This is a genomic window from Dissulfurirhabdus thermomarina (genome assembly GCF_012979235.1).
GTDB lineage: Bacteria > Desulfobacterota > Dissulfuribacteria > Dissulfuribacterales > Dissulfurirhabdaceae > Dissulfurirhabdus > Dissulfurirhabdus thermomarina.
Window position 1 is genome coordinate 70976 of record NZ_JAATWC010000002.1, and the last position, 19600, is coordinate 90575.

Here is a 19600-nt window from a genome sequence, read left to right on the forward strand (position 1 = left end):
GGCGGAAGCATGACGCCCACCACAGTCTCCCCCCTCACCAGGTTTCTCCTCCCCGTGGACGAGAGCGAGGCCGCCGGGCGGGCGGTCACCTTCGCCGGCTGCCTCCTCTCGGCCCTGGAGGACCGGGTCACCGGCCTCACCCTCCTCCACGTGCTCGACGGGCACTTCCTGAGCCAGCACATGGCCAATATCGACACCCGGGCGGAACGGGTCCTCGAGTCCGACCTCTTCCAGCGCCTGCGGGACCAGCACGTCGACGAGAAGATCCGCCCCATGCTCGCCGCCTACGAGGCGGAGCTCCGGCGCCTGGGCGTCACCGCCCCCGTCGACACCCTGGTGGAGGACGGCGACGTGGCCGACCGGATCGCGGCCGTGGCCGAGGAGGGGGGCTTTTCCACCGTGATGCTCGGGCGGCGGGGGCTCTCCCAGCTGAGCGAGACCTTCCTCGGCAGCGTCACCTCGTCGCTCCTCCACAAGGCCTACCATCCCGCCACCTACGTGGTGGGGAGCGATACCGTGCTGGAGGCGGGCGGCTGTCCCTTCCCCCACGTCTTGGTGGCCCTCGACGGCTCGCCCCACTCGGAGGCGGCCCTGGAGGAGGCGGCCGTGCTCGCCGGGTGCTTCGGCGAGGGGCTCGCCCGGGTGACCCTGCTCTACGTGGAAGACGGTGACGCGGAGGGCGAGGCCCTCCTCGCCGGGGGGCGGGCCCGCCTCGAGGCCGCCGGGGTTCCCGGCGGCCGGATCGCCTCGCTCACCCGGGAGGGCGACGTGGCGGAAGCCATCATCCAGGCGGCCGCGGACCTCGGGGCCTCCCTCATCCTCATGGGCCGGAAGGGACGCTCCTCCGTGGCGGACCTCTTCACCGGGGGCGTCAGCAGCGCCGTGCTCCACGGTGTGGCCGGCCCCACCGTGGCCGTCGTCTGCGGCCGGCAGGAGGCCGGCTAGGGGACGGAAAGGACGGCGCCGCCCCGCGGGGGCGGGGAGGGTACCCGCCGCACCGTGTCCGGTGCCCCGAGTGCATCGGGCGGCGCCTGTCCGGGTGGCGCCGTGACGGCTATTCGCCGTGCACGATGGTGGTGAACTTGTTGTAGATCCCGAGGATGCTGTAGCTCTTGTGATCCACGTGGTGGATCTTGGTGATGTGGCCGTTCTTCATGGCTGTCTCGATGCTGGCGTCGCCCATGGCCACCAGGCCGAGGTAGCCCACGGCCGTGGCCGTCCCCACCTTGGGGGAGCGGGCCTGCGAGGTGGCGGCCACCGGCCCCTGGATGTCGGTGTAGACCATGCCCACGATGGGCGTGGCCACGCAGCCGGAGAGCAGGAACAGGGCCAGTACCGGGAACGTCGCTCGGAGCAGGATTTTTCGCATCTCGTCGACCTCCATCTCTTGTGGATTGGGGTACCCTCCTGTCCCCCTAGTATCCACACCTGATCCCGTCGATCAAGGGAAAATCTGCGGCATGTCCTGGGCCCCGGGGTTCAGGGGACGAGGCCCTCGGTCCTTTCGCTGAAGATCTCCGCGGAGAAGACGTGGATCTCGGTGGCGGGGTCCCGCCAGCACCCGGGCGGAAGACCCGCCTTCCGGCAGGTCTGGTCCAGGAAGGTCTCCCTGTCCCAGCCGTATTCCACGGCGACCTGGGGCAGGAGGACACCGTGGAAGGGGCCGTTCGAGAGGTAGATCCCGTGGGTGCCCACCTGGATCTCTTCCACGTCGGTGATGCGCCGGAGGGGAGTGAGGGCGGAGATCTCGATCTCCACCTCGGCCAGCTCCGCCTCCTGGAGGGGCGGAAAGCGCGGGTCCTTGAAGGCGGCCGATATGGCCATCTCCGCCACGGTCTCGTAGAGGGGCCGCGGGGTGGTGAAGCAGCCGATGCAGCCCCGGAGGGCCCCGTCACGGTGCAGGGTCACGAAGGCCCCCCGGGGTTGTTCCAGGCCGGGGGTCTTCCGGAAGGAGAGGGAGATCTTCTTCCCGGAGAACCGGGCGGCGATGGCCTCCCGGGCGATGCGGAGGAGCTCGGCGCGTTCCGGCGGGGTCAACGGCTCGGATGACATGGGCTGGGCCTCCATCGCGCCCCGGCCGCCGGCTCAGGCGGGCGGGGGGGTGTCGGCGGCTCCCGCCTGGGCCCGCGGGCGGAAGCGCCGGATCTCCCGGGCCGGGTTCCCCGCCACCACGGTGTAGGGGGGGACGTCGCGGGTGACCACGGCGTTGGCCCCCACCACGGCCCGTTCCCCGATGGTGACGCCCTTGAGCACGGCGCACCCCGCCCCGATGAGGGCCCCGTCCCCGATGACCACGGGGGCGGCCTTGAGGTCGGGGCAGAGGGCCGGGGGGAGGTGCGGGTGGTCGAAGACGTGGTCGTGGTCGGTGACGAGGACCCGCTCGGCGATGCCGACGTTTCGGCCGATGGTCACCGAGGCCGCCGCCCCGCAGTGGAAGTGGGACATGATGACCGTTCCGTCGCCGATCCGGATCCGGGGCGTGGCGCCGTCCCACGGGCCCACGGCCTCGAGGCGGGCGTTTCGGCGGATGGTGACGCGGCTGCCGATGTGGATGGCCCGGGGCTTGGCGAGGTTCTCCCACCGTTCCACCCGGGAGCCCGGCCCCACCGAGCCGAAGACCCGGCGGAGGTAGAGGCGCCGGAGGGTGTCGAGGAACCCCCTTATGATCTTTTTGAGGTTGAGGCTCATGCGGGCGGGCGCTCTGGGCCGAAGACGGCGCTTGCGCCAATATAGGGCGGCCCCGGGCGGACTGTCAACGACGATGGCCCCGCGCCGGCCGCCGTCCTTCGGACCGCTCGCCGGGAGGCGCCCTTGAATTGCCGGGGGGTCTCGATTAAAGATACAGCCGACTTTTCCGGAGGGGGCCGCCCCGGCCCCCTCCGGGCCGTGGAGAGGAGTGCGTGCACGTGGCGATCACCGCCGTTCGAGGGTTCAAGGATCTCCTGCCGGGCGAGACGGAACACTGGCAGCGGCTGGAGGCGGCCGCCCGCCGGGTGTTCCGGAGCTTCGGTTTCCGCGAGATCCGGCTGCCCGTCCTGGAGAAGACCGAGCTCTTCGCCCGGAGCATCGGGGCGCACACGGACATCGTGGAGAAGGAGATGTACACCTTCACCGACCGCAGCGGCGACTCCCTCACGCTCCGGCCGGAGGCCACGGCGGGCATCCTCAGGGCCGTGGTGGAGCACAAGCTCCACGGATCCGGGGCCACGTTGAAGTTCTTCACCATCGGCCCCATGTTCCGGCACGAACGGCCGCAGAAGGGGCGGCTCCGGCAGTTCCACCAGATGAACGTGGAGATGGTGGGGGCCGCCGAGCCCCTGGCCGACGTGGAGGTGATGGCGGCGGCCTGGGAGGTGCTGGCCGCGGCCGGGGTGGCGGCGGCGGACGTCCAGCTCCAGGTGAACTCCCTGGGCTGTCCGGCCTGCCGGCCGCGGCACCGGGAAGACCTCCTTCTCTACCTCCAGGGCGTCGAGGACCGGCTCTGCGACGACTGCCGGCGCCGTGCCCGGGAAAACCCCCTCCGGGTCTTCGACTGCAAGCAGGAAGGGTGCCGCGCCGCCATGCAGCGGGCGCCCCTCATCAAGCACTCGCTCTGCCCGGCCTGCGCCGACCACCAGGGGCGGGTGCACGACGCCCTGGAGGCCATGGGGATCCCCTACGTGGCGAATCCCTACCTGGTTCGGGGGCTGGACTACTACATGCGGACCACCTTCGAGATCGTCTCGCCGCGGCTGGGGGCCCAGAGCGCCGTGGCGGCGGGCGGGCGCTATGACGGCCTCGTGGCCGCGCTCGGGGGGCCGGACCTGCCGGGGGTGGGCATGGCCGTGGGGATGGAACGGCTCCTCCTGCTCTTGGACGCCGGGCCGGAGGGGCCCGCGTGCGACGTCTTCGTGGCGGCCCTGGGGGAGGAGGCCCGCCTGGCCAGCCTTCCCTGGATGCAGGCCTGGCGGCGGGCGGCGCTTCGCGTGGAGACGGCCTACGGAGACCTGAGCCTCAAGGCCCAGCTTCGCCACGCCCACCGGGCCGGCGCCCGCCTGGCCCTCATCGTCGGCGAGCGCGAGCTGGAAGAAGGGCGTCTGATCCTTCGCGACATGGCCTCCGGCGACCAGCGGGAGATCCCCTTGCCAGAGGTGGAGGCCGCCGTCGCGGCGGCGGCGAGGTGAAGCGGATGGAATCCATGCACGGGCTGAAACGGACCCACGACTGCGACAGCCTCACCGAGGCCGCCCTGGGCGAGGAGGTCGTCCTCATGGGGTGGGTCCACCGGCGGCGGGACCACGGCGGGCTCATCTTCATCGACCTTCGCGACCGCCGCGGGCTCACCCAGGTGGTCTTCGCCCCGGAGGTGGACGCGGGCAGCCACCAGAAGGCCCACGGCCTGCGGAGTGAATACGTGGTGGCCGTCCGCGGCCTGGTCCGGCGCCGGCCCGAGGGCATGGAGAACCCGAAGATCCGGACCGGCATGATCGAGGTGGCCTGCCGGGAGCTGCGGATCCTCGCCCGGGCGCGGACGCCGGCCTTTCCCCTGGACGAGGACGGGGAGATCGCCGAGACCCTGCGTCTCAAGTACCGGTACCTGGACCTCCGGCGTCCTTACATGGTGGAGGGACTGGCCCTGCGCCACCGCGTCTGCCAGGCCATGCGCCGCTACCTGAACGACCGGGACTTCCTCGAGGTGGAGACCCCCGTGCTCACACGGAGCACCCCCGAGGGCGCCCGGGACTACCTCGTCCCGAGCCGGGTGAACCCCGGCCGTTTCTACGCCCTGCCGCAGAGCCCGCAGCTCTACAAGCAGATCCTCATGGTGGGGGGGATCGAGCGGTACTACCAGATCGCCCGGTGCTTCCGGGACGAAGACCTCCGGGCCGACCGGCAGCCCGAGTTCACGCAGCTCGACATGGAGATGAGCTTCGTGGAGGAGGAAGACGTCATGGCCCTGGTGGAGGGCCTCATGGCGGCGGTCTTCGAAGAGGCCTTGGGGGTGCGGCTCGAGCCGCCGTTCCCGCGCCTTTCCTACGGCGACGCCATGGACCGGTACGGAACGGACCGGCCCGATACGCGGTACAGCCTCGAGCTGCGGGACCTCACCGACGTGGCCCGCGGGTGCGGGTTCAAGGTCTTCCGGGAGGCGGCCGCCGGCGGCGGGGTGGTGAAGGCCGTCAACGCCGCGGGCATGGGGGATCTCTCCCGCCGGGAGATCGACGAGCTCACCGATTACGTCTCGGCCTTCGGGGCCCGGGGCCTGGCCTGGGTGAAGATCCGGGAGGACGGCTCCTGGCAGTCGCCCATCGCCAAGTTCTTCACCGACGGCGAGCGGGCCGCCATGGGGGAACGGCTCGGGGCCGCGCCCGGCGACATCCTCTTCTTCGGCGCCGACCGGGCCGAGACCGTGCACCGGGTGCTGGGGGAGCTTCGGGCGGAACTGGCCCGGCGGCGCGGCCTCATCCCGGAGGGCACCTTCAGCTTCGTCTGGGTCACCGACTTTCCGCTCCTCGAGTACGACGAGGACGAGGGACGCTACGTGGCCGTCCACCACCCCTTCACCGCCCCCCGGGAGGAAGACGTGGAGCGCCTTGCCGACGCCCCCGCCGCCGCCCGTGCCCGGGCCTACGACCTCGTCCTGAACGGCGTGGAGATCGGCGGCGGCAGCATCCGCGTCCACACCCCGGAACTCCAGGCCCGCCTCTTCGAGGTGCTTTCCATCCCGGCGGCGGAGGCGGCGGAGAAGTTCGGCTTCCTGCTCGCGGCCCTGGAGCACGGCGCCCCGCCCCACGGCGGGATCGCCTTCGGGCTGGACCGCCTGGTCATGCTCATGGCCGGGCGGGAGACCATCCGCGACGTCATCGCCTTTCCGAAGACCCAGAAGGCCCAGTGCCTCCTCGCCGAGGCCCCGTCCCCGGTGAGCATGGCCCAGCTGGCCGAGCTCTACCTGAAGCCCGGCTGGAAGGCGGGGTGAGGCCCCGGGCGCGTCGAGAGCCCCCGGCCGCTCCTCGGACGCCCGCCTCCCGGCCGGCGGGGGGCGCAGTGACATGAACCGGGAGCCCCGCCGCGAGCAGGGCGCGGTCCGAAAGACCTGGGCCGGCCGCGTCTCCATCGCCCTCATCTTTCCCAACACCTACGCGGTGGGGATGGCGAATCTCGGCCTCCAGGCCGTCTACCGGCTCCTGAACCGCCACGACGGCCTGGCGGCGGAGCGGGTCTTCCGGCCGCCGGGAGGCCCCTCCGCCCCCTGGATCTCCGAGGAATCGGGTCGCCCCCTCGCCGATTTCGACCTCGTTCTCTTCTCCCTGAGCTTCGAGGCGGACTACCCCGGGGTGCCGGCGGCGCTCCGGGCCTCGGGGATCGCGCCCCGGGCCGCCGAGCGGGGCGGGGCCGCCCCCTTGGTCCTGGCCGGCGGGGTGGCGGCCATGATCAACCCGGAGCCCGTGGCCCCGTTCCTGGACGCCGTGCTCCTGGGGGAGTTCGAGGCCCAGTCGGAGGTCTTCGCCCGGCTGGCGCCGCACCTGGCGAACCGGGATCTTTCCCGGGAGGAACGGCTGCACCGGCTTCGGGCCGATGTGCCGGGGACCTACGTCCCCGCCCTCTACCGCCCCAGGTGGACTCGGGATGGGCGCTTCGCCGGGTTCGCGCCCGGGGCCGGTATCCCCATTCCCGTGGTTCCGGCCAGGGCGGACCCGGGGGCCGGGGCCGCGCCGGCCACCCGGGTCCGCAGCCCGGACGCCGCCTTCGGGGACATGCACATGGTGGAACTGGCCCGCGGGTGCGGGCGGGGGTGCCGTTTCTGCGCCGCCGGCTTCGTCTACCGTCCGCCCCGTCCCTGGCCGGCCGCGGCCATCCGAGCGGCCCTGGACGCCCGGGCGGAGGCCGGGCGGGTGGGGCTCGTGGGCCTCGAGTTCCTGGGCCGCCGCGAGGTGGAGGAGATCTGCGAGGGGCTCCTGCGGGAGGGGATCTCCCTGGGGTTCTCCTCCCTGCGGGCCGACGCGGTGACGCCGCGTTTCGCCCGGCTGCTCGCAGCCTCCGGGGCCCGGGTCGCCACCCTCGCCCCGGAGGCCGGCTCGGAGCGGCTCCGGCGCGTCCTCAACAAGAACCTCTCGGAGGCGGACCTCCTCCGGGCCGCGGATGCCCTGGCCGGGGCCGGCATCCCCAACCTCAAGCTCTACCTCATGCTGGGGCTGCCCACCGAGACCGAGGCGGACGTCCGGGCCGCCGCGGACCTGGTGGAACGCATCCGGGAGGTGCTCCTCGCCCACGGCCGCCGCCGGGGGCGCCTGGGCCGCATCACCGTGACCGCCGCCTCCTTCGTGCCGAAGGCCTGGACCCCTTTCCAGTGGGCCGCCTTCGATCCCGGGGGGTGCCTGGCCCGCCACCGGCGCCTCCTCTCCCGCCTCGTCGGTCCGATCCCCAACGTCCGGCTCCGGCTCGACTCCATGCGGGAGGCCCGGCTCCAGGCGGTCCTCAGCCGCGGCGACCGGCGGCTCGCCCCGGTCCTGGAGCGGGTGGCCGGCGGCCAGGCCTTCGCAAAGGCATTATCGGCGGAGGGCCTTCGTGCCGATCTCTATACCAGGGAACGCTCCCGGGACGAGCCCTTCCCATGGGAAATCGCCGGTCACGGGGTGCGGCGCGCCTATCTCCTGGCGGAATGGGACCGGGCGCACCGCGAGAAATCCACCCCGTTCTGCCGGCCCGCGGGCTGCAGCCGTTGCGGTGCCTGCGGTGACCGGCCCGGCGGCGTGCGCGGCAGGCCATGACGACCGACGACATCTTCCAGAAACCGGCCACGGAAGCCCCGAAACGGACCCCGGAGGAGGTGGCCGCATGGATCCTCGACACCCAGGAGGTCGTCCGCTTCGGCTCCGACGTGGTCCGGGCGGCCATGGACCTTCCACCCTGGCGCGAGGCCGACCCGAAGACCCTGGTCCGTGCCCTCGACATCGTCTGCGAGAACTTCCACATCGAGCTCCCCGCCGAGGTGAAGGATTCCCTCCAACGGGCCCCGTACGAGAAGGTGAGTTTCTTCGCTTCCGCCAGGGGCGAGGACCTCCTCCCAAGGATGGTGGACATCAATCCCGCGCCCGAGGTCCGGACCTTCATCGTCAAGGGAGAGGAACCCCGGGACGGGGAGGACGGGTTCGTCCAGCTCCTCTACGACTTCCGCGTGCGGCCGGGCCGGCCGCTGCCCGACGGTTCCATCGACTTCCGGGACATCAACAAGTTTCCCCAGGCCCAGGAAGGCGAGTTCCTCGTCCGGGTCTACGAGCCCACCGAGGGAAAGCCCGGGACCGACGTCTACGGGCTCCCCATCCCCGCGCGGCCCGGAACTCCATGCGACCTCAAGGTCGGCGACGGCATCCACGTGGAGCGCGAGTTCGATGCCGATCTGGAACGGCCCTTCCGGCTGCTTTCCGCTGCCAAGTCCGGGATCATCGTGGCGGAATTTTCCGGGGAGAAGCGGGACGCCGCCTCCCTGAAGGCCCTCTCCCTCCAGAACCAGATCGTGGTGAAGGACGTGGACTTCAGCACCGGCAACCTCGGGGACCGCCTCGACGAGATCCGGTGCCTGGCCGACGTGGTGGTGGAGGGCGACATCCGGGGCAGCTTCGTGGTGCTGGTGGAGGGGGCCTTGGAGGTCAAGGGCGCCATCGAGGGCGAGAACGTGGAGGCCTCCGGGCCCATCACCGCCTCCTTCATCCGGAGCTCGGCCCGGTCGGGTGCCACCATCCAGACCGGGGCGGCCGTGAATGCGAGGCTCCTGGCGGAGGAGGCCGTGGTCGTCGGGCGGGAGGTGGCCGGGTGCCGGGTGGTGGCGCCCCGGTTCGAGACCTCCCCCCAGGGCGTGGCCGAGGTCTTGTGCGGCCACGTCCACGTGGTGGCTCGGAAGGTCCGGATGGAGAAGGCGGCCATCCGGAACGAGGTGGTCCTGGACCTCGGGACGGAGCTCTTCGCGCGGCTCGACGACCTCGCCGAGCGGGAGGCCGACATCCGGCTCCGCAAGGAGGCCGAGTCGCGGAACCTCAAGGACCGGGTCAAGGTCCTGGCCAACAAGCTGAAGTTCGCCCAGGTGGCCCTTGATCCCGAGGACCAGCCGGCGCTTCAGCAGCTCCGCGGGATGCTGGTGGCGGTCCTGCGGGGCCAGATGGCCTTGGATGATGCCCGCCGGGGCCTCGAGGCCTGGGTCCAGGAGGCGGTCCCGTCACTCTATCGCATGGGGAAGTGGGTCCGGCAGATCCTGGCCATCCTGGGGAACATGGTCCAGCTGGAGGCCCAGCGGGCCGAGATCGCCGGCATGCGGGAGGCCGTGGTGGAGGAGCTTCGCGGGCTCTCGGTGGACGTGGAGGGGACCGTATGGTCGGGCGGCCGGGTGGTGATCCGGTGCGGGACCCTCGAGGAGGTCGTCCAGCCGCCGCCGGAGGTCGCCAAGGAGAAGGTCGAGATCCACCTGGTCTACGACCCGGACGTGAAGCGGCTGGTGGAGGCCTTCTGAGCCCGAGGGGCTCCGGGCGGTCCTAGTCCGCTTCCTGTTGCTGGCGCCGGAGCCGGAGCTGGAGCACCTGGCGCTGGAAGATGTGTTCGATGAGGCGGTCCAGGTCGTCCTCGGCGATCCAGATGAACTTCACCGCCACCGCGTAGGGGGCGCCACCGCTCTCCCGGTCGCACCGGAGCACCTCGCCGTAGAGCCGCATGAAGGTGTGGCTCGGCAGCAGGCCGAGGTCCATCTCGAGGACCTGGCCGACGGGGATGGCCTCGTCGCTCTGGAAGGCGATTCCGACCCCGCTGATGTCCACGAGGTGGGGCTTGGCCTCGCATTCGTCCTCTTCGGGCCGGGCCAGCCGGTTCAGGAGCATCGTGAGCTTCTGGTCCAGGATCTCCACCACCGCGGCCAGGGCGGGGTCTTTCTCCCGAAGGCGCTTCAGGGGGGCGTCGATCTTGGGAAACTCGTAGGCCCGGGTGCATTCCGACCAGGGCGTGGTCCTTCCCTCCCGGAAGGCCTGCATGATGCCCTCGAATGCCTCCCGGGTGATGGGCCGCCAGGCCAGGAGGACCTGGTCGTGGATGCGGATGTGGCTTCGGCGGTCTTCGCTGTTCATGTCCTTGTCCTTGCCATCGAGGAATGAGGCGGCGTCGGCTCCGTCGCCATGACGAGAACGTCCGAAGCAACCCGGCCGCCCACGACCTTTTGCGACGCCGTCATCCTTCCGGCTTGAGGGGCGGCATCATCTCCTGCTCCCGGAAGCCCTTCTCCGTGATGGGGGCCACCTCGAGATCCTCGAGCTGGGTCGGCTGCATGAAGATGATTTCCACCCGGCGGTTGGCCGCCCGGTGCTCCGGGGTGTCGTTGGGATAGCGGGGGCGGCTCGGTCCGTAACCCGTGGCGGCCATCCGGTTCGGCGCGATGGTGCCCTTGGCGAGGAGATACTCCACCACGCTGGAGGCCCGGGCGGCCGACAGGCTCCAGTTGCTCGGGTACCGGCCGCCCCGAAGGGGCACGTCGTCGGTATGGCCCGCCACCAGGACCTCTCCGGGGACCTCCTCGATGATGCGCCGGATCTTGTCCAGGTAGGCCCGGGCCGCCGGCTTCAGGGTGGCCCGGCCCGGCGGGAAGGTGATCTCGTTGTCGAGCCGGAGGATCACCCGGTCGTCCAGGGCCTCGATGTCGATCTCCCCCTTGATGAGCTCCAGCATGATGGCGGAGCGGATCTTCTCGAGCAGGACGTCCACGTTGAAGGTGGCGGCGAACTCCCGGGAGACGATGTCGAGGCCCTTGGGGAGGTCGGGGTGGTACTCCTCCCGCTGGACCCCGAAGGCCTCCTTGAGGGAGCCCGAGACCTCCTTGAACATGGCCGGGTCCATGGTGGAGAAGGAGAGCAGCAGTACGAAGAAGCAGAGCAGGAGGGACATGAGGTCCCCGAAGGTGACCATCCATTTCGGTGCCCCGGCCTCCTCGGTCTTCTTTGGCATGGCGGTCCTACTCGCCTTCCCGCTGCTTGGGCGGGAGGAAGGTCTTGAGGAGCTCCTCGAGCACCCTTGGATTCAGGCCCTTTTGGAGGCCGAGCACCCCCTCCACCACGAGCCGCTTGTTGAGTTCTTCCTCCTGGCTGCGGCGCCGGAGCTTGTCGGCGATGGGCAGCGCCATGAGGTTGGCGATGATGGCGCCGTAGAGGGTGGTGAGGAGGGCGACGGCCATGGAGGGGCCGATGCTGGCCGGGTCCTTCATGTTTCCCAGCATCTTCACGAGGCCGATCAGGGTGCCGATCATCCCGAAGGCCGGGGCGGCGTCGCCCAGGGAGCGGAAGATTCCCTGGCCGAGGTCGTGGCGCTCGAGGGTGAGGTCGATCTCCTTGTCGAGGACCTCCTGGATGAACTCGGCGTCGTGGCCGTCGACGCAGTACATGATGGCCTTCTTGAGGAACTCGTCGTTGATGGGCTGCTTCTCGAGCTTGAGGAGGCCTTCCTTGCGGGCGATGTTGGAGAGGGTCACCAGCTCCCGGATGATGTCCTCCGGGGGCTGGACCTTCACGAAGAAGGCCTTCATGGCCACGTTGATGCTGTTGATGAGGTCGCCCAGGGTGAAACGGATGAACGTGGCGCCCATGGACCCCCCCACCACGATGAGGACCGAGGGGACGTCCACGAAGCCCATCACGTCTCCGCCGAGGACGATGGCCGAGAGGATGAGGACGAGGCCCGAGACGAGGCCGACTACGGTTCCGATATCCATGCAGGCACGCCTTTCCAGCCGTCGATTGGAATCGCGCCGGGCGGTGGAGGGCCGGCCGCCCCGGGGCGGGTCCGCGCGGGTTCTCTCCCTTTATCGGCCGGGACGCGCCAAATTTTAAATGCAAAGGGGGGAGGCGGGGCGGGGATCAGTGGTTCCCGGCGCGGCGGAGCCCGGCTTCCTTGAGGCCGCAGTAGAGCACCGGCACCACCAGCACGGTGAGGACCTGGATACACATCCCCCCGAAGGAGGGGATGGCCATGGGGACCATGATGTCGGACCCCCGGCCGGTGGAGGTCAGCACCGGGAGGAGGGCGAGGATGGTGGTGGCCGAGGTCATGAGGGCCGGCCGGATCCGGCGGGTGGCCCCTTCCACCACGGCCCGGCGGATTTCCGCCGTGGTGGCCGGGGGGCGCTCCGCGAAGGTCTGGTCCAGGACCGTGGCCACCAGGACGCCGTTGTCCGAGGCGATGCCGAAGAGGGCGAGGAAGCCCACCCAGATGGCCACGCTCAGGTTGATGGGGTGTACCTGGAAGAGTTCCCGCATGTTCACCCCGAAGACCGCGAAGTCCAGGAACCAGGGCTGCCCGTAGAGCCAGACGGTGAGGAAGCCCCCGGCCCAGGCGACGAGGATCCCCGAGAAGACCAGGGTCGTCACCGGCACCGACCCGAAGTGAAGGTAGAGGATGAGGAAGATGATGAAGAGGGCCACGGGGAGCACCACTCGGAGCTTCCGCTCCGATCGGACCTGGCTCTCGTAGCTCCCGGTGAAGGCGTAGCTCACCCCGGCGGGAAGGACCAGCTCGCCCGAGGCGATCTTCTCCTGTAGGTGGCGCTGGGCCTCGCGGACCACGTCCACCTCGGCGGTCCCCGGGCGCTTGTCGAAGACCACGTAGCCGGTGAGGAAGGTGTCCTCGCTCTTGATGACCTGCGGGCCGCGGACGTAGCGGACCTCGGCGAGCTGCCCGAGGGGGATCTGTGCCCCGCCCGGGGCGGGCACCAGGATGTCCGCCAGGCGTTCCGGCGAATCCCGGAGCTCGCGGAGGTAGCGGACCCGGACGGGGTAGCGCTCCCGTCCCTCCACGGTGGTGGTGACGATGCGGCCCCCCACCGCGGTCTCGATGACGTCCTGGACGTCGCGTACCTTGAGCCCGTAGCGGGCGATGGCCTCCCGGTCGAGGTGGATCTCGAGGTAGGGCTTTCCCACGATCCGGTCGGCGATGACCGTGGATGGCTCGATGGAGGGGACCTCCTTGAGGAGCCTCTCGATGTCGAGCCCCGCCTTCTCGATGGCGGCCAGGGTGGGGCCCTTGACCTTGACGCCCATGGGGGCCCGCATCCCGCTCTGGAGCATGACCACCCGGGCGGCGATGGGCTGGAGCTTGGGGGCCGCGGTGGTGCCCGGGAGGGCGGCCGCGGCCACGATGGCGTCCCAGATGTCGTCGGGACTCCGGACGCCGGGCCAGGCCTTTCGCCCGGGGTTGAGCTCCGGGTCGAGGGCCGGGCGCCAGAGGCGGAAGGGGCGGCCGCCGGGGTCCGGGACGAGCCGGCCCCGGTCGTCCCGCACGAAGCGGCCCCGGACCCGGTAGGGCAGGCCGTCCGGCGCGGCGACCGGCTCCCCGGCCGCGTTCCGGTAAAGGTCGGTGGCGTCCGGGTCGAACCGGAAGCGCCGGCGGTGCCCGCCCTCGTCCACCAGGTACTGGGGCTTGTAGGTGATGATGGTCTCGATCATGGAGATGGGGGCCGGGTCCAGGGGGCTTTCCACCCGGCCGAGCTTGCCCACCACGGTCTCGATCTCCGGGATGGTCCGGATGGCCATGTCCTGCTTGCGCAGCACGTCGTGGGCCTCGCCGATGGAGGCATGGGGCATGGTGGTGGGCATGAAGAGAAAGGCGCCCTCGTCGAGGGGCGGCATGAACTCCTTCCCGAGGCCGGGGAAGGCCCGGGCCAGTGCCCGGACCGGGGCCAGCTCGAGGACGGGGTCCGGCAGCCAGCCGAAGAAGGCCGGGAAGCCCAGCCACACGAGCCCGCCGAGGACGACGAAGAAGCCGGGCACGGCCAGGAAGGCGGCCTTGCGCTCCAGGCACCAGGCGAGCAGCGCGGGGTACACCCGCCGGAAGGCCTGGAAGAGGCCGAGGAGGCCGAAGATCATGGCCGCCACCACGACGAGGTTCCGGGCGAGCCCCCGTTCCGGGCCCAGCGGCAGCCAGTGCTCGGTGAGGCTCACCAGCACCACCAGGACGGCGAGGAGGTTGGCCGCCAGGGGGGCGCGATCCCGCCAGCGGGCCGGCAGCCTCGGGGCCGCCAGGTGGTAGGCCCCCGCGGCGGCCACGGCGAGGCCGGCCCACCACGAGACCGTGGCGGCGAGGGCGAGGCCGGCGGGGACGAGGCCCCCCCCCGCCCAGGCCCGCAGCCGCGAGGACATCCGCCCCGGCCGGAAGAGGAGGTGGGCCAGGGGCGGGATCACCGTGAGGGCCACCACGATGGAGGCCGCCAGGGCGAAGGTCTTGGTGAAGGCCAGGGGCTTGAAGAGCTTCCCCTCCGCCGCCTCCATGGTGAAGACCGGGAGGAAGCTCACCACGGTGGTGGAGACCGCGGTGAGCACGGCGCCGCCCACCTCGCTGGACGCCCGGAAGATGATCTCCTTCCGGTCCGCGTCCGGAGGGGCCCGGTCGAGGTGCCGGAGGATGTTCTCGCAGATCACGATCCCCATGTCCACCATGGTGCCGATGGCGATGGCGATGCCGGAGAGGGCCACCACGTTGGCGTCCACGCCGAAGGCCTTCATGGCGATGAAGCACATGAGCACCGCCAGGGGGAGGAGCCCGGAGATCAGGAGGGAACTCCGCAGGTGCATCACCACCATGAGCACCACGATCACCGTGACCAGGATCTCCTCCACCAGGGCCGTGTCCAGGGTGCCGAGGGTCTCGTGGATGAGGCCGGTCCGGTCGTAGAAGGGGACGATGGTGACCCGGCTCACGGTGCCGTCGGGGAGGGTCTTCGTGGGGAGACCCGGGGCGATCTCGGCGATCTTGCGCTTGACGTTCTCGATGGCCGCCAGGGGATTGGCCCCGTAGCGGACCACCACCACGCCGCCCACGGCTTCGGCGCCCCCCTTGTCGAGGACCCCGCGCCGGAGGGCGGGGCCGAGGTGGACGTCGGCCACGTCCGAGACGCGGACGGGCACGTTGTCCACCGACCGGATCACCGCCTGGCCGATGTCGGAGAGGCGCTTGACGAACCCGATCCCCCGGATCACGTATTCCACCCGGTTGATCTCCATGGTGCGCGCCCCCACGTCGAGGTTGGCGCCCCGGACGGCCGCGGCCACGTCGGCGAGCTTCACCCCGTAGGCCCGCATGGCGTCCGGGTCCACGTCCACCTGGTACTCCCGCACGAAGCCGCCCACGGAGGCCACCTCGCTCACGCCCTCCGCGGATTGCAGGGCGTAGCGGACGATCCAGTCCTGGATGCTCCGGAGCTCGTGGAGGTCCCAGCCGCCCGTGGGGCGGCCCTCCGGGTCGCGTCCCTCGAGGGTGTACCAGAAGACCTGGCCCAGCGCCGTGGCGTCGGGACCGAGCCGCGGGCGCACCCCGGGGGGCAGCGTCCCGGCGGGGAGGCTCGCCAGCTTCTCCAGGATCCGCGACCGGGACCAGTAGAAGTCCACCTTCTCCTTGAAGATGACGTAGATGGTGGAGAAGCCGAACATGGAGTAGCCGCGGATGGTCTTCACCCCCGGGATGCCGAGCAGCGACACGGTGAGCGGGTAGGTGACCTGGTCTTCCACGTCCTGGGGCGAGCGCCCCATCCACTCGGTGAAGACGATTTGCTGGTTCTCGCCGATGTCCGGGATGGCGTCCACCGGGACGGGGTCCCGGGGCAGCCAGGAGATCTTCCAGTCGAAGGGGGCCACCATGACCCCCCAGAGACAGGTGAAGGCCACGAGGAGGAAGACGACGATCTTCTTCTCCAGGCAGAACCGGAGGACCCGGTCGATCCAGGAGGCGGCGGGGGGCGGGCCGGCGGGGCTGGCGGGCACGGGTCTACCTCCCCGCCGTCGGGGCCGCTTTGGTGCCCGAGCCTTCGTGCACCCTGCCGGCGTCCCCCCCGGCCCCGGGCGGGGCGGCCTCGTGCTTGGTGCCCGAGCCGCCGTGCATGTGCCCGGGAGCGGGGCCGCCGCCCTCGGGGTTCATCATGCTGGGCCGGGCCTGGATCTGGAGGGCGCTGTCGATCTTGAAGTTGCCGTTGGTGACCACCCGCTCGCCGGGGTGGAGGCCCTCCCGGACCACGTAGAATTCGCCGGCCCGGGGGCCGAGGACCACCTCGCGCCCCTCGAAGACGCCCGGCCGGCCGGGAACGGCCACGTAGACCACGGCGCGCTTGCCGGTGAGGAGGGGGGCCGAGGCCGGGATCACCACCGGAGGGGCGGCCCCGGCCCCCGGCCCGGGGAGCCGGGCCCGGACCACGGCGTGGACCAGCATCCCGGGGCGGAGGCGGCCCCCGGGGTTGGGGGCCTCCACCCGGAGCCGGACGGTGCGGGTCTGCTCGTCCAGGTAGGGGTCCACGAAGGTGACGGTGCCGTGGAAGCGCTCGCCGGGGCGCGCCTCCACCCGGAACTCCACGTCCTGGCCCAGGTGGACCCAGGCCAGGTCCTTCTCGTAGGCGTCGAGCCGGATCCAGACCCGGGAGAGATCCGCGATGGTGTAGATGGGGGTCCCGGTCTTCACGTACAGGCCTTCCACGGCGTTCTTGTGGATGACCACCCCGCCCAGGGGCGCGAGGATGGTGACGTGGTCCGAGGCCGCCCCGCGCCGCTCGATCTCCCGGACCTGCCCGGGGGTGAGCCCCCAGAGCCGGAGCTTTTCCCGGACGGCCTCGAGGTTCCGGCGGGCGTCCTCCCGGAGGCGGGCGTTGCGCCCGGGCGGCGTGGAGCGGTAGGTCTCGAGGGCCTGGAGCAGCTCCTCCTGGGCGGAGAGGAGTTCCGGGCTGTAGAGGCCGACCATGGGCTGGCCCCGTTGGACGGTGGTGCCGGTGAAGTCCACGTAGAGGCGGTCGATCCGCCCGGCGACCCACGAGGCGATGGTGGCGAGCCGGGTCTCGTCGTAGGCGATCTTTCCGAAGAGGCGGATCTCCACGTCCACGGGGCGGCGCTCCACCGGTGCGGTCTGGATCTCGGCCAGTTTCACGGCCTCCGGCGAGAGCCGGATTTGGCGGGGGCCGAGGGGGGCCTCTTTTTCCGGCGCGGGCCGGAGGGGGATGAGGTCCATGCCGCAGATGGGGCATTTCCCGGGTGCCGGGAGCCGGATCTGGGGGTGCATGGCGCAGGTCCATATGGTCCCGGCGGCCGGTGCGGCGGTCGGGGCCGGCGTGGCGGGCCCGGGGGTCCGGCCGCCCATGGCGAGCCCGATCAGGAAGGCGGCGACCAGGGCGGCCGAGAGAAGGAGGCGCCGGTCGGAGAGGCGGCGCAGGCTAGGGGAGAGGCGCATGGGGACCTCCGGTGGCGGGGCGCCCGGTCTCGCCGCCGGGCGTTCTTTCGGGGCGGGGGCGGCTCGGGCCCCCGGCGAGCATCTCGATGGCCGCGGCGCTTACGGCCCGGTCGGCCCGGGCGCGGGCCAGGGCCAGCTCGAATTCGAGCAGGGTCCGCTGGGCCTCCACGAGGTCGAGGAAGTCCGCCTTCCCGGCGGTGAAGGCCCGCTCCGTGGCCCGGACCGATTCCTGGGCCTTGCGGACCAGGCTGTCGCCGTAGAGGCGCACCTTCCGCTCCGCGTCGTCGTAGCGGAAGAGGAGTCGGTCGAGGTCGGCCGCCAGCCGGTATTCCGCGTCGTGCCGCTCGGCCAGGGCGGCGCGGCGCCCGGCCTCGGCCTCGCGTTCCGCGGCCCGGTAGGTGCCGAACCAGATGGGGAGATTCACCGTGATCCGGCCCATCACGGGGTCTTTCCCACTGTCCGGGACGCCCGTGGCCAGGGCGCCGTCGGTCTGGACGTAGTCCACGCCCAGGGTGAAGTCGGGCCGGGCGAGCTTTCGGGCGAGTTCCACCCCGGCCTCGGCCCGGGCGGCCCGGTGGGCGAGGGCAAGGAGCTCGGGGTTGGCGGAGAGGACCCGTTGCCGGAGATGCTCCCGGGGCGGCGGGGGCGGGAGGTCCGGGATCTCGGCCGCCGCCGGCAGCGGCGCGTCCGCAGGCCGGCCGAGGGCGCTGTTCAGGAGGGCGGCGGCCGGGGTGAGCATGTCCCGGAGGGAGCGCACGCGGTCGTCCAGGCGTTCCCGTTCCACCTGGGCCTTGATGAGAGCGGCGTGCGAGCCGGTTCCGGCGCGGAGCCGGGTCCGGATGACCCCCTCCCACGTTTCGAGGAGCCCGGCGCTGGCCTCGGTGATCGCCACGGCCCGCCGGAGGTAGGCGAACTCGGTGTAGGCCTCCCGGACCCGGTACGCGACCCGCAGGCGGACGGCCTCGAGTCGCTGGCGGGCCGCCTCGGCCGCCTCGGCCGCCATCCGGGCCCGGAGGCCGAGCTTGCCGAACCAGGGAAACGTCTGGGAGAGGCCGAACCGCTGCCGCTGGGGGCCCACCCGGGTCTCCACCTCCTGGAAGTAGTAACCGTAGGTGAAGCGCGGGTCCGGGAGGCTCGCGGCCTGGGGGACACGGGCGCGGGCCGCCTCCCAGGCCGCCCGGGCCGCCCGGAGGCCGGGGTTGTGGCGCTCGGCGTAGGCGAGCATCTGGTCGAGGCCGGCGTCGGCGGGGAGCTCGGCGCCCGCGGCCGGCGGGGCCGAAGGGGACGGGGCGGCCAGCGGGCGGCAGACCGGGAGCAGGGAGAAGAGGAGGAGGATGCCGAGGGTGCGGATCAGGAGCGGCATGGGGGCCGGGGGCCTTTCCCTTGGAAGGATGCGGATGCTATGCTGATGGCGTCGCGGGAATCGCCAAGCGGAACGCTCGGCGCGGTGCTTCCCATCGCATTTCAAGTACGCCTCGTTCCTCGTGGTGGTCGCGCCTTGTCCTTGGCGATGCCCGCTTGGCCATCCACTCAATTTGCGAGTCTATAATTTATACAGGATGGATGGTGAGTTTCCTAGGGATCGGGGTCGGCCGCGGGCGGATCGGCCCGCACGAAGGGGGTGGGCCATGAAGATCGTCCTCTTGTCACCGCTGTTCCTGGTGCTCTGGGCCGCCGCCCCGGCGGCCGCCGGGGCCGACTTCGACCACTCGGCCTTCGATGCCGCCTTGAAGGCCCACGTGGACGCGGAGGGCCTCGTGGACTACGCCGGCATGGCGCGCGACCCTCGGTTCCGGGCCTACCTGGCCGCTCTGGAGGGGGCCGACCCGGAACGCCTCGACCGGGCCGGGCGGCTCGCCTTCTGGATCAACGCCTACAACGCGGTGACCATCGACAAGGTCATCCGGAAGCGCCCCCGGAAGAGCGTCCGCGAGACCCTGGTGCCCGGGGTCTGGATCTCCACGCGGTTCTTCACCACGAGGGACCACGTGGTGGCCGGGCGGCGGCTCAGCCAGGACGATATCGAGCACCGGATCCTGCGGCCCGTCTTCCGGGATCCCCGGGTGCACTTCGCCCTGATCTGCGCCTCCATGGGGTGTCCGAAGATGCCTCGGGCGGCCTACACCGCCGCGGACGTGGACCGGCGGCTCGACGAGGAGGTCCGCCGCTACCTCGCCTCCGGCCGCGGCCTTCGCGTGGACCGGCGCCGGAACGTCCTCTACGTCTCCCGCATCTTCGAGTGGTTCGAGGAAGACTTCGGTGGGCCGAGCGGGGTCGTCGCCTTTCTCCGGAAGTACGCCCCGGCCGAGGCCCGGGCCTTTCTCGAGGGCAGTCCCCGCATCGATTACCTTCCCTACGACTGGTCGTTGAACGCCCAGGCCCCGCTCCGGTGAGGCCG

15 protein-coding genes are annotated in these 19600 nt (G+C 71.4%); 6 read left to right on the top strand and 9 right to left on the bottom strand.

Annotated elements, in window-relative coordinates:
* Nucleotides 1-9 precede the first annotated feature (9 nt).
* Nucleotides 10-945: a universal stress protein gene (locus HCU62_RS03725; RefSeq protein ID WP_163298172.1), complete on the top strand. Its 936-nt coding sequence runs from the start codon at nt 10-12 to the stop codon at nt 943-945.
* Between the two features lie 109 nt (nt 946-1054).
* Here the strand turns inward: HCU62_RS03725 and HCU62_RS03730 are convergent, their stop codons facing one another.
* The 3 genes from HCU62_RS03730 to HCU62_RS12520 form a co-directional block, all read right to left on the bottom strand.
* A complete protein-coding gene (locus HCU62_RS03730; protein ID WP_163298173.1) occupies nt 1055-1369 on the bottom strand; it encodes a TRL-like family protein in 315 nt (104 codons plus the stop codon).
* Between the two features lie 110 nt (nt 1370-1479).
* The gene (gene amrA, locus HCU62_RS03735; protein WP_163298174.1) at nt 1480-2052 is read right to left on the bottom strand and encodes an AmmeMemoRadiSam system protein A; all 573 of its coding nucleotides are present in this window, start codon (nt 2050-2052) and stop codon (nt 1480-1482) included.
* A 33-nt stretch (nt 2053-2085) separates the two neighbouring features.
* On the bottom strand, nt 2086-2688 hold the full coding sequence (locus HCU62_RS12520; RefSeq protein ID WP_163298175.1) for an acyltransferase: 603 nt from the start codon (nt 2686-2688) through the stop codon (nt 2086-2088).
* Between the two features lie 218 nt (nt 2689-2906).
* Between HCU62_RS12520 and hisS the strand changes: the two genes are divergently transcribed.
* The 4 genes from hisS to HCU62_RS03760 all read left to right on the top strand — a co-directional run bounded on the left by hisS (nt 2907) and on the right by HCU62_RS03760 (nt 9481).
* A complete protein-coding gene (gene hisS / locus HCU62_RS03745) occupies nt 2907-4163 on the top strand; it encodes a histidine--tRNA ligase (RefSeq protein ID WP_163298176.1) in 1257 nt (418 codons plus the stop codon).
* 5 nt (nt 4164-4168) lie between these two features.
* Nucleotides 4169-5956: an aspartate--tRNA ligase gene (gene aspS, locus HCU62_RS03750; RefSeq protein WP_163298177.1), complete on the top strand. Its 1788-nt coding sequence runs from the start codon at nt 4169-4171 to the stop codon at nt 5954-5956.
* A 73-nt stretch (nt 5957-6029) separates the two neighbouring features.
* Nucleotides 6030-7748, top strand: coding sequence for a radical SAM protein (locus HCU62_RS03755; RefSeq protein ID WP_163298178.1), 1719 nt, complete (start codon nt 6030-6032; stop codon nt 7746-7748).
* On the top strand, nt 7745-9481 hold the full coding sequence (locus tag HCU62_RS03760; RefSeq protein ID WP_163298179.1) for a FapA family protein: 1737 nt from the start codon (nt 7745-7747) through the stop codon (nt 9479-9481). The genes HCU62_RS03755 and HCU62_RS03760 overlap by 4 nt, the downstream gene beginning before the upstream one ends.
* Before the next feature lie 22 nt (nt 9482-9503).
* Here HCU62_RS03760 and HCU62_RS03765 read toward each other — a convergent pair whose 3' ends face one another.
* The 6 genes from HCU62_RS03765 to HCU62_RS03790 all read right to left on the bottom strand — a co-directional run bounded on the left by HCU62_RS03765 (nt 9504) and on the right by HCU62_RS03790 (nt 18565).
* Nucleotides 9504-10085 (bottom strand): PilZ domain-containing protein, encoded by a 582-nt coding sequence (locus HCU62_RS03765; protein WP_163298180.1) that lies wholly within the window; start codon nt 10083-10085, stop codon nt 9504-9506.
* A gap of 100 nt (nt 10086-10185) precedes the next feature.
* Nucleotides 10186-10956 (bottom strand): flagellar motor protein MotB, encoded by a 771-nt coding sequence (locus tag HCU62_RS03770; RefSeq protein WP_163298181.1) that lies wholly within the window; start codon nt 10954-10956, stop codon nt 10186-10188.
* A gap of 7 nt (nt 10957-10963) precedes the next feature.
* The gene (locus tag HCU62_RS03775; protein ID WP_163298182.1) at nt 10964-11716 is read right to left on the bottom strand and encodes a MotA/TolQ/ExbB proton channel family protein; all 753 of its coding nucleotides are present in this window, start codon (nt 11714-11716) and stop codon (nt 10964-10966) included.
* 145 nt (nt 11717-11861) lie between these two features.
* Nucleotides 11862-15755 carry an efflux RND transporter permease subunit gene (locus HCU62_RS03780; protein ID WP_169755444.1) on the bottom strand — a complete coding sequence of 1298 codons (3894 nt, stop codon included), beginning with the start codon at nt 15753-15755 and terminating at the stop codon, nt 11862-11864.
* 4 nt (nt 15756-15759) lie between these two features.
* The gene (locus HCU62_RS03785; RefSeq protein ID WP_163298760.1) at nt 15760-17202 is read right to left on the bottom strand and encodes an efflux RND transporter periplasmic adaptor subunit; all 1443 of its coding nucleotides are present in this window, start codon (nt 17200-17202) and stop codon (nt 15760-15762) included.
* Nucleotides 17186-18565, bottom strand: a complete 1380-nt coding sequence (locus HCU62_RS03790; RefSeq protein WP_163298761.1) for a TolC family protein — start codon at nt 18563-18565, stop codon at nt 17186-17188. The genes HCU62_RS03785 and HCU62_RS03790 overlap by 17 nt, the downstream gene beginning before the upstream one ends.
* 265 nt (nt 18566-18830) lie before the next feature.
* Here HCU62_RS03790 and HCU62_RS03795 point away from each other — a divergent pair, with 265 nt between their 5' ends.
* The gene (locus HCU62_RS03795; RefSeq protein ID WP_163298762.1) at nt 18831-19595 is read left to right on the top strand and encodes a DUF547 domain-containing protein; all 765 of its coding nucleotides are present in this window, start codon (nt 18831-18833) and stop codon (nt 19593-19595) included.
* Nucleotides 19596-19600 lie beyond the last annotated feature (5 nt).